The sequence below is a fragment of the Rhizobium sp. 10N427 genome, assembly GCF_056394605.1.
Genome location: NZ_JBFTID010000001.1, coordinates 36,916 through 52,518, shown reverse-complemented (window position 1 = coordinate 52,518; position 15,603 = coordinate 36,916). Strand labels below are relative to the sequence as shown.

Sequence of the window (15,603 nt, the reverse complement as noted above, 5' to 3'; positions counted from 1 at the left end):
CAATTATCCAGCCTCAAATTCCGTCACCGTGCGCGATGACGGTTTGACAACCCGGCCAGCCGAAACGCGGCGTACCAACCGGATGTCATAGAGAAGAGGCGACAATGATAAAGCTGACCATCAACGGCCAAGTTCACGATGTCGATGTGCCGGACGACATGCCGCTCCTTTGGGTGTTGCGCGACGTGCTCGGCCTGACGGGGACGAAATACGGTTGCGGCATCGCCCAATGCGGGGCATGCACAGTGCATCTCGGAGGCGTGGCGGTTCGTTCCTGCCAAACGACGATGGACATGATCGAGGATATGCCGATCACCACCATCGAAGGTGTCGGCGACACGCCGATCGGAGCCAAGGTCCAGGCCGCATGGCTGGAGAAGGAAGTCGTACAATGCGGCTACTGCCAGTCCGGACAGATCATGTCGGCTGCCGCTCTCCTTACCGATAACCCCAAGCCCACGGATGCCGACATCGACGACGCGATGGCCGGAAATATCTGTCGTTGCGGCACATATGTCCGAATCCGCGAAGCAATCCATTCGGTCAACGTGTGAGGGCCACGCAATGATCGAGAACCTCGTATCGCGCAGAAACTTCCTCCGGGGAACCGCACTAGCGACCGCTGGGCTTGTACTGGCCGTCCAGCTTCCAGGAAATACACGCCGCGCCTCAGCTGCGGTCGGTGAGCAGTCGCAATTCATACCCAATGCCTTTGTCAAAATAGACGAAGAAGGCATTACGCTTATCATGCCGCATACGGAAGTTGGCCAGGGTATCTATACCTCGAGCGCCATGCTCATGGCCGAGGAACTCGAGGTCGATCTCGTGCAGGTGAGGGTGGAGGCGGCGCCTCCGGATCTCAAGAAGTACATGGACCCCATTCTCTTCGACCAGGCGACGGGTGGCTCAACGTCCACGCAGTCGGACTGGGTGCGCCTGCGGGAAGCGGGCGCGTCCGCACGGATCATGCTCGTCGGAGCCGCCGCAGCACGGTGGGGAGTTTCTCCGGACGACTGCAAGGTCGAAAAAGGCGTCATCCATCATGCCCTATCCGGCCGTTCGCTGAGCTATCTCGAAGTCGCTCCGGACGCCGCTACCCGAGAGTTACCTAAACAGGTCCCGCTCAAGGACCCGTCGCAGTTCAAGTTGATTGGCACCAGGGCAAAGCGGCTGGACACCCCGGCCAAAGTCAACGGCTCGATGGTCTACGGGATCGACACTAGGCTGCCTGGGATGGCATATGCGACCCTCGCGATCGCCCCCGTCAAAGGCGGCAGGATCGCCAGCATGAACGAAGCAGCCGCGCGTGCGGTCAAGGGCGTCCGCGACGTCGTCCGAACAGAAGACTCCGTGGCGGTCATCGGCGACCACATGTGGGCCGCCAAGACTGGCGTCGAGGCGCTCGACCTGAGTTGGGAAAGCGGGCCGAATGCGACTGTCTCGACCCAAGCGATCATAAACGACATGCATGAGGCCTCCCTCAAGCCGGGCGTTGTGGTGCGCGACGACAACAGGGCGGCCGAAGCGATACGGAATGCAAAGACGAAGCTCGATGCGATCTACCGTTCGCCATTCCTGTCGCATTCTCCGCTCGAACCGATGAACTGCACACTGCATATCGAGGATGATCGTGCGGAGTTGTGGGTAGGAACTCAGGTTCCTGTCCGGGCGCAGAAGGCGGTCGCCGAAGCGACCGGATTGGCTCCCGAGAAGGTGACCGTGCACAACCAGCTCATGGGCGGCGCTTTCGGTCGGCGTCTCGATATCGATACGATTGAGCAGGCGGCAAAGCTCCTGCGGAACATACGGTATCCTGTCAAACTGGTGTGGACACGCGAACAGGATCTTACTCACGATTTCTTCCGACCGTACTACTACGACCGCGTGTCGGCGGGATTGGATGAGGCAGGCCGCCTTGTAGGGCGCACGCACCGGGTGACGGGATCGTCTGTCATGGCGCGATGGGCACCCCCGGCCTTCAAGAATGGCATCGATCCTGACTCGCTCGATTGCGCGGCTGAGACACCCTATGACGAGACGTCCGTCTTCGCGGACTATGTCCGTCACGAGCCGGAGGGACTTACCACAGCTTGGTGGCGGGGTGTCGGCGCTACCCACAATCTCTTCGTTTTGGAGAGCTTTGTCGACGAGATGGCGCACGCTACCGGGCAGGATCCGGTAGATTTCAGAAGAAAGATGCTGACAAGGAATCCGCGGGCATTGGCCGTACTCGAATTGGCTGCCGAAAAGGCTGGATGGAAGGACAAGCTCCCCGAAGGCCACGGCCGCGGAGTCAATCTGCAATTCGCCTTCAATACCTACCTCGCGCACATCCTCGAGATCGAAGTTGTGCCCGGTAAGCAGGTAAAGCTTCTGCGCTCCGTATTGGCGGTGGACTGCGGGATCGTCATCAACCCGGACACAGTCAGGGCGCAGATGGAAGGCGGCGTGCTTTTCGGGCTTGGTACCGCGATGTTCAACGAGGTGACTTTCACCAACGGAGCGGTGGACCAGAGCAATTTCGACAACTACCGGATCCTTCGCATCAATGAAGCTCCAAAAGTCGAGGTTTACCAGGTCAAGAGTCTCGAAAAGCCTGGCGGCGTTGGGGAAGCGGGTACCGCGGCGGCAGCTGGCGCTCTAGCAAACGCGATATTTTCGGCGACAGGAAAGCGCATCAGATCGCTTCCCCTTTCGCAGGCAGCGGTATGAAATCGGCTCCTTGGATTGGGACCGCCTGTGTAGACAGGCGCTGGGTGGGGGCTGGAACAACGCATGGAAAAACCGACGATGGACCGGATGATGGACGGCTTCGGCCGCTGCGTTAGCTATTTACGTGTGTCGGTGACCGACCGCTGCGATTTCCGATGCACATACTGCATGTCGGAGAGTATGTCGTTCCTACCGAGGGAAGACCTACTCACCCTTGGGGAACTTGAGAGGCTTTGCTCGATCTTTATAGCCAAAGGCGTGCGAAAGCTGCGGCTGACTGGTGGCGAACCTCTGGTGCGCAAGGGAATGATCGACCTCGTTCGGTCGCTCGGCCGTAGGATCGGATCGGGCCTCGACGAGTTGACTTTGACGACGAACGGCTCTCAACTCGCGCAGCACGCGGTGCAGCTGGCAGACGCTGGTGTTCGAAGGCTGAACGTGTCGCTCGACTCGCTACAAGCCCACCAGTTCCGCAAGATAACCAGGCGGGGGGAGCTCTCGAGAGTATTGGACGGGATCCAGGCAGCGCTTGCCGCCGGGCTGAAAATCAAGCTCAACGTCGTGGCAATGCGCGGACTGAACGACCACGAAATCCCGGACATCATCCGCTTCGCTCATTTCTATGGCATGGACGTCACGGTTATCGAAACGATGCCAATGGGAGATGTCGGCGAGGACAGAACTGATGTCTACCTGCCGCTTTCGGAAGTGCGCCCGACGCTCGCCGACCATTTCACGATGAGGCCTCTGGACTATCGGACTTCAGGTCCGGCAAGATATGTAGAGGTTGCGGAAACAGGTGGTAGGCTCGGCTTCATCACGCCCATGAGCCATAACTTTTGCGAGAGCTGCAATCGAGTCCGCCTAACCTGCACCGGGACGCTCTACATGTGTCTCGGCCAGGAAGATGCGGTCGATCTCCGTGCGGTGCTGAGATCGGGTGCCAGCGACGTCGAGCTTGGGCGGGCGATCGACGGCGGAATCGCACGTAAGCCGCGGGGGCATGACTTTGTCATTGGCAGGGGAGAAAAGCCCACCGTACGCCGTCATATGAGCGTGACAGGGGGCTGATCACCATTCTTTGCACCGCCGAGCTCGGGCAAATCCCCTACATAGCGAAGCCGTCCAGAATTACGCCGGGCGGTGAGACCAGCGTTTTAAGCGGTTTCTAGGATTTCTACCATTCTCGCGAGCAGTCCGTCGGTTCCTCCTACACAGGTGTGTACGAGGCTGAGGCCACCGTCAAACGTCGCCGCCGCCACTACGTCCTGGCCCGGAATCGACCGAAGCGCCGGGGCCCAAATCTTCTCGACTACAAGGTTGCCAAAGCTGGTCGGCATCCGCAAGACCCCGAAATTCGTCATTACGCTGTCAAATGGACCGTGTTCGAGCACGCGCCGCCTTGTCGCTTCGTAGCTCGGATCGTCGATGCATCGCTTCGCGATATCCCCGACCATCCAAAGGGCCATCTTCCTCTCTCGGAATTTGGCGATCTGCTGGTGCACTCTGCCAACCTCGTCCCAGAACGCTGTATGGCCCCTCTCGAACGAGGTAATCGCGATCGACAGCGCCAGGCCGACATGCTCGGGAATATCGAATCCCGATCGGAGGTCGATCGGGGACATGACACGCAGGGGCTTTTCCGACCAGCCTTCATTCAGAGACACGACTGACCGCCCGAGTGCAGCCGTGATCATGGAGTTAATCGTCGTGCCATGGGATTTCGCGGTCTGGTGAAGCATTGCCAGTCGATCCGCGTCGATTTCCACGGCATTGACGGTTGTTCCAAGCGTAGAAGGATGGAGTGAGCCAGCATTGGTGTCGGCGCTCGAACCTGAAGTGGGCGAGCTTTTCCTGAAGAAGTGCGGCACCTCCAATCCGATCCGGTCCTCGAGCCTTGCACAAGTAGCCGCAGCCGAAAGCTCCGCTCCGCTCAGTACGGTTAGCAGTTGGCGCATCACGAAAACGGCGGCCATGCCGTCAGCGATTGCATGATTGAACGTGAGGAAGAGTGTCGTGGAACCGGATCCGGCAACCATCGCGGCGCGGACAAGTGGTGCGTCGGCCGAAACAAGTGGCCTGTTCATCTCGCTTTCGGCGATCCGCTCCCAACTGCTTGTAGACGCCGAAATTGACGTAAGGGAGATCGGGCGCTCCGAAATCATGAAGCAATGCGTGCCGTCCTCGCTCCACCCCAGCGAAGCACCGAGCAGGACATGCCGTTCCTGCACCTTTGCGAGCGCGGCAACGACGGCCGCTTCCGACAACGTGCCGGAAACGCGAACTCCGATCGTAAAGTTCATGGTGCCGTCTTCGCCATAGGCGGCGAAGAGGTGCTCGAGCGCGCCGAGTGTTCTTAGGGTTCGGGATGTGGCGATGGTCATATCGTGTCCTCTTTACTGGCTGTGCATGCACCCGGATACGCGTAAAGGCCCCCCGCCATATTGAAGGATCCGGTCGCGCGAAATGAGGGATGTCTTGTTGTGATGGCATCGAGGCCGTGCGGATAGGCCTCGCGCAGGTAGTCGCACGACCCCGAAGGCTGAATCGTCCTATTCCGCGTGGGAACGAGGGCATAGCCATGGTGGTATCAATAGCCCTTGCGGCGACCCGCGAAACTGGTGTCGAACATGCCTCAGCCATATCCCATACTCGTAGAAGCGCTTGCGGAGATCGCCGCTTCCAACGACAGCGATCAGATTGCGGGGATCGCCCGCGACGCCGCACGACGGATCCTGTCGGCCGAGGCTATCGAATTGATCCAGGCAAGAGCAGGGATGAATGTGGACGTGCAAGCGTCRCCGACCCCGATGCCAGCTTTCTCGTTGCTGAGCGATCCGGGCTCTCCGGTGATTGCCGTGAGCGCGACGGGGGATAGGCAACTTACGGAGGGCTGCGCCCTTTCCGGCCCTGTCGGTCGTGTCCAAGTGCCATCGAAAGTGCTTCGGCCACCGATCGAAGACATTTCCGCGTTCGTTTCCAAGGAAGCGGTGCCGGATGCAATCGGCGAGATCGCTGCGGCCCAGACACTGGCGCGGGCGGCGTCGGCGGCGATCTCCCGATGCGTCGATCTAAGCGAGTTGATGGACGCGAGCGCACATGTGAGGCTGGAACGCGACGAGGCGCAGCATCGGCTCAAGAACGTCTACGCCTCGGCGATCGGGCTTGCGAACCTCTCCCTTCCTAAGGAGCATTCGAAGGAATTCGCGCAGCGCCTTCGGACACTCGCCGACGTGCATCATTTCCTAGACAACGAATGCAGTGAAAGCCCCGGTCTTCTCCTGCGGGAACTCCTTGCGTGTGTCCTTTCTCCCTATCATGACCCCGACAAGCCGCGGATACTCGCGGAAGGTCCCGACTTGGAGGTCAGCTCCACTGTTGCAGTGGCGTTGGGCCTTCTTGCGAACGAGCTTGCTACGAACGCGCTCAAGCACGGCTCGCTTTCCGTCGAATCCGGCCAGATACTTATTCAGTGGACCTGCTGTGACGGTGAGATCGGCCTCTGGTGGAGAGAGACCAGCGGACCTCAAGTCGACTGCAGGGCATCCCCAAACCAGGGTTCTATGCTGCTGCGTAAGATCGTAGAGAGCCAGCTCCGCGGGAAGATGGAGCATAGGTTGACGCGGTCAGGGCTGCGTTTCTCCCTGCTGTTTCCGGTGTGCCCGTAGGCTGGAAGCTCGATTTTACAATCGCCCGCCACGCTCTGCTGCTTCTCTTCACGTGGATACCAATCCCCAAGGAGAAACAACAATGGCTCAGGTGGAAACCTTCGACATCCTCGTTTTCGGAGGCGGCAAAGCGGGCAAGACTCTGGCAATAGAACAGGCAAAAACAGGCAAGCGTGTAGCCGTGATCGAGGCTGGCCTCATCGGCGGATCCTGCATCAATATTGCCTGCATCCCCAGCAAGACCTTGATACGGAGCGCGGAAGTCGCGCACGCTACCCGTAGAGCTTCCGAGCTCGGCACGCATGCCGACAATATCCGGACCAGCCTCGATCTCGTCCGAAACCGAACCGCCAGCGTGGTGGCTGAAATGGTTGCCCTCAATCAGACCGGGTTCGACGCCAGCGGCTTCGAACTTGTAATTGGCTGGGGACGGTTCGTCTCGCCCAAGACAATCGCCGTGGACACCGAAAATGGCGTCAGAACACTTACAGGCGACAAGGTTTTCATAAACCTCGGCACCACGGCCGCGGTACCGGACGTCCCTGGGCTGGCGGACGCCGACCCGATCACACACGTCGAAGCCCTCCAGCTCGGCAACATGCCCACGCACTTGCTCGTTCTCGGAGGCGGGTACATCGGCATGGAACTCGGCCAGGCGTTCCGTCGGCTCGGTGCGGAGGTGACCATCATCGAGAACGGCGCTCGCCTCGCCCCGAGAGAGGACGAAGACGTAAGCGCCGCCTTGCTGGGTGTCCTGCAGGACGAGGGCGTCAAAGTGGCTCTTAACTGCGTGGGAACAACAGTGGCCGGAAAGTCCGGACAGGCGGTAAGCATCGCAACTGCGGACGGCCGCTCTTTCGACGGCTCCCACCTCCTCGTTGCTGCGGGCCGCCGTCCGCGCACAGACGGTATAGGCCTCGATCTGGCGGGAGTGCAGCTAGATGGGCGCGGATTCGTGAAGGTGGACAATCTTCTCAGGACCTCGGCGCAAGACGTCTGGGCGATGGGCGAGGTGGCGGGAACGCCGATGTTCACCCATGCCTCCCTCGACGACTACCGAGTGGTATCCGGGCAGCTCAAGGGCGGCGACAGAACCACGGACGGGCGGATGATTCCCTACTGCGTGTTCATCGATCCCGAATTCGCGCGGGTAGGCCTTAACGAAAGCGAAGCGTGTTCAAGGAACGTCGGATATCGGGTGGCCCGACTGCCGATGGACGTCATTCCGCGGGCGCGCACCCTTTCGCAGAGAAAGGGCTTCATGAAGGCGCTGGTAGCAAAGGATAGCGACCGTATCCTCGGCTTCGGAATGCTGGGTGTCAACGCGGGCGAGGTTATGAGCGTTGTGCAGATGGCGATGCTTGGCGATCTGCCATTCACCGCTCTCAGAGACGGAATCTTCGCCCATCCGACGATCTCGGAAGGCCTGAACATGCTGTTTGCGAACGTGAAGTAGTCGCGTGATCGGCGGCGGCCGGAGAGCCGGCAGCCGCCGCAACACTTCAGGTTCCAGCAGGTATCTCGAGCAGTCGCCTTATACGCGTGGCAAGGGTCTCGGGGTGCGTGCCATGCGAGAGCGTGCTCGCGTTCGAAAGATGCTCCTCCTCTTCCATCCGACGCGACAGAAGAATCCCGAGTTCCTCCGCTAGAGCCGGACGATCGCGCATGACGGCGGCTAGATCGTCCTTGGTTATCTCGTAGATGACCACGAAGGTCAGCGCCGTCGTATCTCCCGACTCCGCGGCATCGACCAGCACCCCTCGCTCGCCGAATAGGTCCCCCGGGGACAGACGCGCCAGCTCGACCGAATGGCCTCCTTCCACACGCTGCAATGCCGCGACGCCTGTTCGCATGATCATCAGGGACGTCAGCTTGCTCCCCTTAGAGGCGATGATCGATCCTTTCTGGTAGGTGCGGCGCGTCATGGCCGACGCGAGGGCGTCTTTCTCGTCGTCAGTCAGGGTGGCGAAAAGCCGGATCGACTCAAGCAGTCTCCATGGGGTGCCCGGATGCTTGGTCGACTGCACTTCGGCGGACGCCTCGGAATGCAAAACGGCGACATCCCTTGGCCCGGCTAGTTTCAGCCCGCTTGCCTTCGCGTGACGATATATGAGGTCGTAGACTTCGCTTTTTACCGCGCTGGCAGCGGCGAACCCAGATATGCGGAAGGCGAGCTCGATTTCGATGGCCTGACTGTCGATCCCGACAACCAGCGCTGTAGGTGGCGGCGACTTGAGGATGGCAAAGCTGCTCAGCAGGACTGTCCGCATCGTCTCCTCGATTGCGGCGGGGGTGCGGGTGGGAAGGAACCTAGCGGTTATCGAGACCCCGTGCGTCTCATCCGGGCGTGTCAAATTGACGAGGCGTGCCTTTGCCAAGGTGCTGTTCGGTAAGACGACCAGGTCGTCAGTGCCGTTCACGAGGTGCGTCGAGCGCCAATTAGTTTCCACGACGCGCCCTTGGAAGCCTCCCTCCAGAACAATCCAGTCGCCCACTGCGTATGGGCGGCCAAGATTGAGCGCTATCCCAGAGAAGACGTCGTTGAGAGTGCTCTGCAGCGCCAGACCCAACACGATCGCGAACGCACCGGATGTCGCGATCAAAGTGCCGACAGGCAGACTGAAGACATTGGCTATCAACGCCAGACCAGCTCCAAGATAGATGATTCCAATAACGAGATCCTGCGCGAGTCGACCCTCCCTCGGCTTGTTCTCAAAAATGAGGAATAGCCTGACAGCGCTGACGAGGACCACAGCTCCACCGATCCACCAAACAGCCTTGAGAAGCCCAGTGGTTATCCGCCTTGACAGAACTTCGTCACCAAGATCGGGAGAATAGGGAGCTATGTCGTGGGACAACAGGGTGGCGGTCAACAGCGCGAAGAAGCAGACGCTGACGATGAACCTTATCGTGGGATTCCGGCCGAGGGCGATGCGGACTGCGATCGTCGCTAAGACCAACACGGAAAATTGGAGGACCGGGTTCCAAATGAGCTGTTCGATCATGTCGTTCTTCATCGGCTAAGTTGAGTTGCCCAAGAAGAGTGCACCGCATGTCGAAAGCGGGATTGTCTTAAATCACCTTTATCGGCCGAAAGTGACCGCTCATCGCGGGTTGTCGTTAGACGCGCACGTCGGGCACCAGGTGATACGTCTCACTCGACAGGTTCGATGCGACGCCGTTCAGCTGATGATCAAGTGTCCCGGGAAGCTTGGCGAACGCTGCGGACTCGTCTGGAGAAAACGCGTCGCGAAAAAACTGGATCGTACAAGGCAGCGCAGATAGAAGGTACTCGGCGCCGTGTTCCGATCCTTCCAGGAGACTCGCACGGCAAGGTATCCCGAACTGCGCCATTCTTTCTTGCATCAAGGCCATACCAAGAGCGGGAATGATCTCATTTGTCGAGTTGAAAAGCATCATTTTCGCCGCCTGTGGGGTGACGCGGGCCAGAGGGCTGGTCGATGTAAGAAGGCTGAGATTGTTGGCGACGAATGCCAATACCACCCCTCTCAGAAACGGAATTTGTTCGCCTGCAGCAACTATCGTTTCCCAGCTGACACCGTAATGATCCCGCAGATGATCGCTGTCACCGAGAGTGGCCGTGTTGTCCATGAAGCCTCGGAAGTCGATTAAAGCGGACCATGCCGCGACGGAGATGCTCTCCTTCAAGCCGACCTCGATCGCGACCGTGCCGCCCACACCGATGCCCATCACCCCCACGCATCCCCGGTCGAACTCGAAATCAGAAGCCTCGAGCCAGCGGAGCGCAGCGACCGCGTCGTCTAGGGCCTGGCCGCTGGGACCACTTCGATCGAGGTTAAAATCCGCCGCGAACACTACGAATCCTGATCTGCAGAGGCGCTCGGCGAGTACTGCCACCCCGCTTTTGTCGCCTTCGATCCATCCGCCGTGTAGGACAAGTATGGCGCCTGAGGGAGCGTCCGGCACGTACGCGTCAAGCGCGAGACGATCGCTGAATTCGAGGTTTGCGATAACTCGCATGGCATTGTCCTCTGTAGCAATCCGGATGCAGCGGATAGGCGAGAGCGCTCAGGCGGCTGCGGAAACGATGACGGGGACGCTTTTGTAGGATGGCGTGCCGGACAGGCGGTCGTAGTGCTCGAGTGTGACAACGACGTTGAGCTCCGGATAATACCCGGCCACCGATCCCTTCGGGATGTTATACTCGACCACTGTGAACTTTCTGGCCTTCCGAGGCTCGCTTGAGAGCGTTGCGGTCAGGTCTATAAGGTCACCGTCCCGAAGCCCGCGATCGGCGAGGTCGGTCTTGTTCATGAAGATGACATCCCTTCGGCCGAAAACGCCCCGGTATCTGTCATCGAGGCCATAGACTGTCGTGTTGTACTGGTCGTGGCTGCGTATTGTTGTGAGCATCAGCGCCTGTCGGTTCTCGACTAGGCGATCATCATCGAGGCTCGGAGAAAGCAGAAAATTCGCTTTCCCTGTGTCTGTCTTCCAGACGCGATACGAAGCCGGAATGTCCAGCCTGAAACCACCCTTGACGCGCACACGCTTGTTGAAGTCGTGAAAGTCGGGAAAAACGATTTCAATTTTCTCGCGAATGCGGTCGTAGTTGCTCACCAGTCCGGCCCAGTCAATGCCGTGACGGTCGCCAAGCGTCGCCTTGGCGATCCCGGCGATGATGGCGGGTTCCGAGCGGAGCAGGGGGCTCGGAGGATTGAGAAACCCCCGGGACGCATGGACCATGGACATGGAGTCCTCGACGGTTACCGACTGAGGTCCCGAGGCCTGGGTATCGAGATCGGTCCTGCCGAGGCACGGAAGGACAAGCGACGTCTTGGCGACGAGGAGATGCGACCGGTTCAGCTTCGTGGCGATGTGAACGGCAAGATCGAGCTTGCGCATCGCCGCGAACGTTGCATCCGGATCGGCCATGGCGACGGCGAGGTTGCCGCCGAGGCAGACCAGCGCCTTGGAGCGACCATCGGCAATCGCCTCGATCGTTTCGATCGCATTGTGCCCCTTTTCACCAGACGGCCGGAAGCCGAATGCTTTCTCCATTCCATCCAGAAGAGCATCGTTGGGAATTTCCGTGATACCGACGGTGCGGTCACCTTGGACGTTCGAGTGACCGCGAACCGGGCAGATACCTGCCCCCTTGCGACCCAAGTTTCCACGCAGCATCATGAAATTCGCAAGCTGCTGAACGTTGGCGGTACCGTTCTCGTGCTGGGTCAGCCCCATTCCATAGCAAACGATGACCCTGTTGGCGCGGATATAGACGTCAGCCGCATTCCCGAAAGCCGTCATAGAAAGCCCGGACACATCCAGGATGCTCTCCCAAGTCGTTGCCACAACTTCTTTTCTAAGTTCTTCGAACCCAACCGTATGCTCGGAAATGAACTCGCGGTCCAACACACCCGGACCCCCACTGCGAGAGTCCGCATCGTCGCGCTCGAAGACCATCTTCATCAGTCCCTTGAGCGTGGCAATGTCGCCGCCGACCCGAAGCTGGTTGTAGGAAGAGGCTATGGGTGTCGACGACAAAGTCAGCATCTCGACGGGGTTCTGCGGAGCGGCGAACCGCTCGAGTGCGCGCTCCTTGAGAGGGTTGAAAGCAACGATCGGCACACCGTGGCGGGAAGCCTCATGTAGCGTCGTCATCATTCTCGGATGGTTGGTGCCTGGATTGTGGCCAAATGAAAAGATCGCGTCACAGTGATCGAAATCCTCGAGTGTTACGGTTCCCTTGCCGACGCCGATCGACTTGGGTAGCCCAACGCTCGTAGCCTCGTGGCACATGCTCGAACAGTCAGGGAAGTTGTTGGTCCCGAAGGCGCGTACGAAGAGTTGATACATGAAGGCCGCTTCGTTCGAGGCGCGGCCGGAAGTATAGAACTCAGCCATGTTCGGGTCGGGAAGCTTATTGAGTTCGGACGCGACGATTTCGAGCGCTCTTTCCCAATCGATGGCCTCATAGCGGTCGCGGTTCCGATTGTAGAGAAGCGGCGTCGTCAGTCGTCCGGAGTCTTCCAGCTTGTGATCGGTCCAAGTCCAGAGTTCATCGACGGTATTGTTCTCGAAGAAGTCCGGGCCGACGCGGCGAGCGGTGGATTCCCAGGTGATGGCCTTCGCGCCGTTTTCGCAGAACTCGAACGACGAGGTATGCTTGGGATCGGGCCAGGCGCAACCGGGGCAATCGAAGCCGTCCGGCTGGTTCGCCTTGAGAAGCGTCGCGGCTCCCTGGGCGACAATCTGCTGATGGGCAAGGGTCTTTGCGACCGCCTTTAGCGCACCCCAACCGCCCGCCGGATCATCGTACGGCTCAATTCCTTGCGGGCGTTCGTCCTTCATGACTGATCCTCTCTATCACTCTGCATGTATACGACTGCCACTGGTCCGGCATACTTTGCTGCTCGGTCAAAGAATGCCAGTGTCCGGGCCAGGGTATTGTAAAAAACATCCCCGATCGCGCTCGCTGTTCAACTGACGGCACGGACGCCCTAAGCGTGCCGCTCGACGGCAAAAGGAAGGTCGAATGAGAAACGCGCTCCTCCTTGAGGAAGATTGGCGACGGTCAGTTGCCCACCCATCGCCGCAACGGCGGCGCGGCAGATCTCAAGCCCCATGCCAATACCTGTCGCCTTGGTGGTGAAAAACGGCTCGAATAGTTTCTGAATGTACTCGCCGGGTATGCCTGGCCCCGTATCGCTCACACGCACTTCGACGGAACTGTCTTTCGCGATTAGCTCGATCGCGACACGCCTTGCTGCACTCTGGCCGCGCATGGCGTCGACAGCGTTGTTGACCAGATTCACGAACACTTGCTGAAGCTCGACGGGATCACCCATAATCTCCGGCAGGGGCTTTGCGCAGACGATTTCCAATTCGACATTTGCCCTCTTGAGGTCATGATCGATAAGATCGCGTGTTTCCAAAGCGAGCCGCTGGAGGTTGATAGCTCCCACGGCACGACGTCTTCCCACAAGGTTCTCCCGGGTCCTCTGGACGATGCCCGCCACCCGCTGCGCATTCTTTTCCATGCGCTGCAGGATGCGGTCCACTCCTTCGATATCGGGGTTTTCGCGGCTCACCATTCGAATCCCGGTTCGCGCGTCGAAGACCATGGAGGTGATAGGCTGGTTAAGCTCGTGCGCAATCGAGGCCGAGAATGCCCCAACGGTCGCAATGCGGTTCGCTCGGGCCATTTCGGCCTGCGCGGCCTGACGCATCTCCTCAATGCGCTGCTGTTCGGACAGGTCTACATGGCTGGATAGATGCAGCCCGTCCGTGAGCCTTGTCACGGTAAAGTAGACAGGGATTCTCCGGCCTCCCTTCCCAACGAGCACGGTGCGGCCATCGATGTGATGGACGCCCTTGAAATACATGTCCAATTGGCGAAGAAGGACTTCGGTTCCGTCCTCCGCATTCTGAGCTGGCGGGTTGGCGACAAGGTCTGCGACGCTCTCGTATCCCATCAGGCGAGCGAGTGCCTCGTTTACTCTCGTCGTCCGGATCGCCCCCAGTGTGCGTTTCAGCTCGTCCGGGTTGGCCGTCATATACGCGGGCAAATCGGTCACGCCGCGCTCCTTGAGCGCGTCGAGCATTTTCTCGGCGGCGCTGAAGTCCATCTCCGCGAACGTCATGTTGCTGACGTCAAACAGTCCGGCGTACCTTTGCTCAGTAAGCACGAGCTCAGATGTCCGCTCCGCTACGCGCTGTTCCAGTGTCTCGTTGAGTTCCTGCACCTTCTGGTGCGAGGTCACCTCGTCGTGGATATCCGAAATACCCCCGTAATACCTCACATCCTCAGAACCCTCTCCCAGTCGAACAGGTCTCCCCACCAAAGACATCCAGCGATATTCTCCACTTGCATGACGCAGCCTGTAGGTCGCGCGTACCTCTGTGCGGCCGGAGATGGCTTCACTCCAAACATCCGAGAACCGTTTTTGGTCATCCTGATGAATGTCGTCCGCATAGTCTTGGCGTTCTATCGACGTTTGGACATCCCTGCCGGTGATTTCGGTGTAGCGACGATTGAAGAAGTCGATCTTGCCCGAGGCATCGGCACGCCACAAAATCTGCGGAACAGAGTCAGTGAAGTTCACCAATTCCGCGCGGCTGGTCTCGAGTTCGTCCCGGACAACCTGAAGCTCTTGCTTCGCGACGACCTCGTCGTGGACATCGGATAGTCCGCCGAAGCGTTCCACCTGATCGGTCAGCGGGGAATAGGCCGGATTGTCGTAGATCTGCATCCATCGGTATGACCCATTCGCCTGACGAATTCTCACCTTGAGATTCGTAACGGTCCTGTTGGCAACCGCGGCGGAGACCGTCTCGTTGAGGATCGGTATGTCGTCAGGATGGACGACGTCGTTATAGCGCTGCCCCTCCAGGACCGTCAGCCGATCCAACCCCGTGACTGCCGTCCAGCTCGCATTCAGATATTCGATCTCGCCGCGAGGATTCGACCGCCAGAGCACATAAGGGACGGAATTCGCGAAAAGGTCGACTTCGGCCCGACTTCTTTCGAGATCCTGCTGAGTTTCCTCGAGCCGCTTCCGGCTGACCAGCAACGCTGCGGTGACAGCGATCGCAATGCAAGCGAACAGGCAGCGCAACACGCTCGCCGTCGTTGGAGTATGGAAATGGACGACAATCCACGCCAAAACAGTCAGGGCTCCGCAGCCCTGGGCAGCGCGATTGACCTCCCTGCCGTTGCCGACCGCAGAAACGAGCACCAGTACCGCAAGGTATAGAATAGCGACCGAGGATTCGTATTCCGCGATGCTGTCGATCCAAAAAACCAATGCCGCCAAAGTGGCTGCCAATGTCAGGAAGACAGGTCGTTGTATTACTTCACTCATGCCGCCCAGGCCCTCGTACGGTCGGCCGTCCCACTGACCGTCCCCATTAACATGAATATCCCCTTATCCCTTCATTGTCGCTAGGCATTAAGTCTCGCCCACGCCGACTGGCGACCAGTCGTCTAGGGCCTGGTCTAGCGCCAGCTGACCCAAGTGCATGCCTTGAGAACGATTGTGTGACACCCACCGGGACTGTCCATTGTCATGATACCGGTTTCGGTCGGTACCCATTCCGGAGATGCCGACAGAACTAGCGGGACAGGCCATGGTTCGGAGAATACGGCGCGATTATCCAATAAATCACCTCCAACGCCCTTCAGGTTCCAGTGATCCCGGATGGGTGGCGCTACCGCTACCGTCATCCGGCAGCACCA

General features: G+C 59.3%; 10 protein-coding genes. 5 read left to right on the top strand and 5 right to left on the bottom strand.

The window, feature by feature from the left end; all coding sequences use genetic code 11:
- Positions 1 to 104 precede the first annotated feature (104 nt).
- The 3 genes from AC1DIJ_RS00180 to moaA all read left to right on the top strand — a co-directional run bounded on the left by AC1DIJ_RS00180 (position 105) and on the right by moaA (position 3,783).
- Positions 105 to 554: a (2Fe-2S)-binding protein gene (locus AC1DIJ_RS00180; protein WP_112388329.1), complete on the top strand. Its 450-nt coding sequence runs from the start codon at positions 105 to 107 to the stop codon at positions 552 to 554.
- A 10-nt stretch (positions 555 to 564) separates the two neighbouring features.
- On the top strand, positions 565 to 2,712 hold the full coding sequence (locus AC1DIJ_RS00175; RefSeq protein ID WP_112388328.1) for a xanthine dehydrogenase family protein molybdopterin-binding subunit: 2,148 nt from the start codon (positions 565 to 567) through the stop codon (positions 2,710 to 2,712).
- A 63-nt stretch (positions 2,713 to 2,775) separates the two neighbouring features.
- Complete coding sequence (moaA, locus tag AC1DIJ_RS00170) at positions 2,776 to 3,783, top strand: GTP 3',8-cyclase MoaA (protein ID WP_112388327.1); 1,008 nt, start codon at positions 2,776 to 2,778, stop codon at positions 3,781 to 3,783.
- 86 nt (positions 3,784 to 3,869) lie between these two features.
- Here the strand turns inward: moaA and AC1DIJ_RS00165 are convergent, their stop codons facing one another.
- On the bottom strand, positions 3,870 to 5,096 hold the full coding sequence (locus AC1DIJ_RS00165) for a hypothetical protein (protein ID WP_112388326.1): 1,227 nt from the start codon (positions 5,094 to 5,096) through the stop codon (positions 3,870 to 3,872).
- Between the two features lie 246 nt (positions 5,097 to 5,342).
- On the opposite strand from AC1DIJ_RS00165, the gene AC1DIJ_RS00160 reads away from it, so the two are divergent.
- Both AC1DIJ_RS00160 and AC1DIJ_RS00155 read left to right on the top strand, forming a co-directional pair.
- Positions 5,343 to 6,380: a sensor histidine kinase gene (locus AC1DIJ_RS00160; protein WP_112388325.1), complete on the top strand. Its 1,038-nt coding sequence runs from the start codon at positions 5,343 to 5,345 to the stop codon at positions 6,378 to 6,380.
- Positions 6,381 to 6,462: 82 nt separating this feature from the next.
- Positions 6,463 to 7,836 carry an FAD-dependent oxidoreductase gene (locus AC1DIJ_RS00155; RefSeq protein ID WP_112388324.1) on the top strand — a complete coding sequence of 458 codons (1,374 nt, stop codon included), beginning with the start codon at positions 6,463 to 6,465 and terminating at the stop codon, positions 7,834 to 7,836.
- 46 nt (positions 7,837 to 7,882) lie between these two features.
- Here the strand turns inward: AC1DIJ_RS00155 and AC1DIJ_RS00150 are convergent, their stop codons facing one another.
- From AC1DIJ_RS00150 to AC1DIJ_RS00135, 4 genes are all read right to left on the bottom strand, one after another.
- Positions 7,883 to 9,385, bottom strand: a complete 1,503-nt coding sequence (locus tag AC1DIJ_RS00150) for a mechanosensitive ion channel family protein (protein ID WP_112388323.1) — start codon at positions 9,383 to 9,385, stop codon at positions 7,883 to 7,885.
- Between the two features lie 115 nt (positions 9,386 to 9,500).
- Complete coding sequence (locus AC1DIJ_RS00145; protein ID WP_112388322.1) at positions 9,501 to 10,382, bottom strand: alpha/beta hydrolase fold domain-containing protein; 882 nt, start codon at positions 10,380 to 10,382, stop codon at positions 9,501 to 9,503.
- 48 nt (positions 10,383 to 10,430) lie between these two features.
- Positions 10,431 to 12,716, bottom strand: a complete 2,286-nt coding sequence (locus AC1DIJ_RS00140; RefSeq protein WP_112388321.1) for an FdhF/YdeP family oxidoreductase — start codon at positions 12,714 to 12,716, stop codon at positions 10,431 to 10,433.
- 149 nt (positions 12,717 to 12,865) lie between these two features.
- Positions 12,866 to 15,229, bottom strand: coding sequence for an ATP-binding protein (locus AC1DIJ_RS00135; protein ID WP_112388320.1), 2,364 nt, complete (start codon positions 15,227 to 15,229; stop codon positions 12,866 to 12,868).
- Between the last annotated feature and the right edge of the window lie 374 nt (positions 15,230 to 15,603).